Genomic DNA, 2076 nt, shown 5'->3' with positions numbered 1-2076 from the left:
ATATAAATGGGTAATGTACAAGTTGCTGTAGAAGCATGTTTAGTTCGTCTGATCACAGATACTTTATAAACTATTTTAATACTTTTTTGAATCCGTCAATGCGTAAGTCCTAATATACTCAATACAACCACCAAGCAGTTAAAAATTATTTCATAAAAAATAAAACTTTAACCAAATAGTAAATAAATTATAAAAACACTTCTTATAGCGCTATATAATGCTCGATCTCAGTAGTCAAAACCCTTCAAATTACATACCATCACGATTACCCTATTAAAAATAGTTCATCTTTATGCCGACTTCAAAAGAGAGACTCGAAAGCATTCAACGCTTATTTGACAGATTTGGTCACTATGCCGTTGAAGCATTCCATTATTTAGCTTTGTTTATTATTGGCTGTATGATCGCGTGGTCAGCAGTTCATACCGTAATTGATATTTTAACCGTCAAAAAATATGCGACGATTGATGATATTTTATTATTATTTATCTACTTAGAGCTTGGCGCTATGGTTGGAATTTACTTCAAAACCAACCATATGCCTGTACGATTTCTGATTTATGTTGCAATCACAGCACTTACACGCTTGCTTATCGCAGATATTCAACATAATCACAAAGCGTCTATGGATCAGGTCATCATCACAGGATCCATTTTGATCTTAGCTTTGGCTATTCTGATTGTCCGTTTTGCTTCATGGAACTACCCCTCTGTGATCCGAGGCAAAGAGCAGGAACAGCAAATTCCAGCAAATAAAACACCTCGACCTCAAGACGATGAGCTTGCATAAAAAAGCAGCCTTACGGCTGCTTTTAAATTCATTAAGTTATGCGATTCGATAAACACGATATTTTGAATCAACCAACACGTATTTTCCTTGTACTTGCATCCAGTTATAACCACGTGGTGGCTGATATAAACGATGGTAGCGATAGTTTGAAACCACATAACGTTTACTACGGAATTCCGATGGTAAACGCTCGCCACGTTTAAAGTTTACTCGTTGTCCATAATGGTTTCCACGATCTGCATTTGACCATCGCGGTGGATCTCTATGATCATCTCGGTGGTCATTTCGATCGTAACGCTGCTCATAACGATCTTTATAGTCGTGATGATTGTTCCAACGATCTGAATCTGCTATTGCTGAAGCAGATGCACCAAACATTAAACTTGATACCAACAACATAACTGTCTTTTTCATTGTTTGATCCTCTGTTTTGATCTGAACTCAGATTAAGCAAAACTCTAGGAGAAACCATGAATAAAACGAATGAGATTGCAAAACTTTGTAATCAATACTGAGAAACTATGGAGATATCTCAACCTAAGGTATTAAAGCTCATCGAATAATTTCGATTCTAAAATTCTCATCAGTCACTAAAAAATATCTTCCATCGATCATCACCCAATGGCGTCCACGTGGTGGTTTGCGTAAAGAATAATAATCCCAATCTCGGATCACATAACGCTCACTCCGAAACTCACTTGGTAACTCATTTCCGACTACAAATGCCTCTCGGTGATATGTATGTTCAGAGTGAGTCTCAGGATAGTATTCAATACTGACACTTGGGCGATATTGGTAAGAGTAGTGATTATTTTGGTAGGGTTGATAATAATACCCCTTCGGTGGTGCTGTAGGTGTATAACGCTGATTTGAGAACGCAAAAGGATCTTGAGCTGGAGGTTGATAAGTTTGTTGAGATTCATGATATGGACGACGTTCAACTCCTCGATAGCCGCTCCAGTTATTTGCGTAGCTTAAGGCTGGCAAAGCACTGATCGCCAAAGTTAAACTCAAAATTTGAAGTTTATTTTTCCTCATTTCTAGTGCCTCAAAATGATTTCTACAATTAGTTTAGTACAGAAAAGCACCAGCACTGTAGTAATAATATTTTTTTCGACAACCAGTAAAATTTACAAGATGGGCTGATGTTGAATGAAGCATAACTTAAGTATGTTAATAGGACTTACGCATTGACGGATTCAAAAAAGTATTAAAATAGTTTATAAAGTATCTGTGATCAGACGAACTAAACATGCTTCTACAGCAACTTGTACATTACCCATTTA

The 2076-nt window shown here is 36.8% G+C and carries 3 protein-coding genes; 1 reads left to right on the top strand and 2 read right to left on the bottom strand.

Features of this window, described 5'->3' with window-relative positions:
• Nucleotides 1–292: 292 nt before the first annotated feature.
• Nucleotides 293–790, top strand: coding sequence for a phosphate-starvation-inducible protein PsiE (locus ACSC97_RS18085; protein ID WP_004950384.1), 498 nt, complete (start codon nucleotides 293–295; stop codon nucleotides 788–790).
• A gap of 36 nt (nucleotides 791–826) precedes the next feature.
• On the opposite strand, the gene ACSC97_RS18080 is transcribed toward ACSC97_RS18085, so the two are convergent.
• Entirely contained in the window at nucleotides 827–1204 is a 378-nt protein-coding gene (locus tag ACSC97_RS18080; RefSeq protein ID WP_436662328.1) for an RcnB family protein, read from the bottom strand.
• Nucleotides 1205–1342: 138 nt separating this feature from the next.
• Nucleotides 1343–1828 (bottom strand): RcnB family protein, encoded by a 486-nt coding sequence (locus ACSC97_RS18075; RefSeq protein ID WP_436662326.1) that lies wholly within the window; start codon nucleotides 1826–1828, stop codon nucleotides 1343–1345.
• Between the last annotated feature and the right edge of the window lie 248 nt (nucleotides 1829–2076).

The sequence above is a fragment of the Acinetobacter sp. P1(2025) genome, assembly GCF_051390655.1.
Taxonomy (GTDB): Bacteria; Pseudomonadota; Gammaproteobacteria; order Pseudomonadales; family Moraxellaceae; genus Acinetobacter; species Acinetobacter junii.
The sequence above is the reverse complement of the archived record's forward strand: the minus strand, read 5'-3'. Positions and strand labels throughout refer to the sequence as shown.

Coding starts and splice junctions, on each gene's coding strand:
- ACSC97_RS18085 (WP_004950384.1), top strand. CDS start 293: ATGCCGACTTCAAAAGAGAGACTCGAAAGCATTCAACGCTTATTTGAC.
- ACSC97_RS18080 (WP_436662328.1), bottom strand. CDS start 1,204: ATGAAAAAGACAGTTATGTTGTTGGTATCAAGTTTAATGTTTGGTGCA.
- ACSC97_RS18075 (WP_436662326.1), bottom strand. CDS start 1,828: ATGAGGAAAAATAAACTTCAAATTTTGAGTTTAACTTTGGCGATCAGT.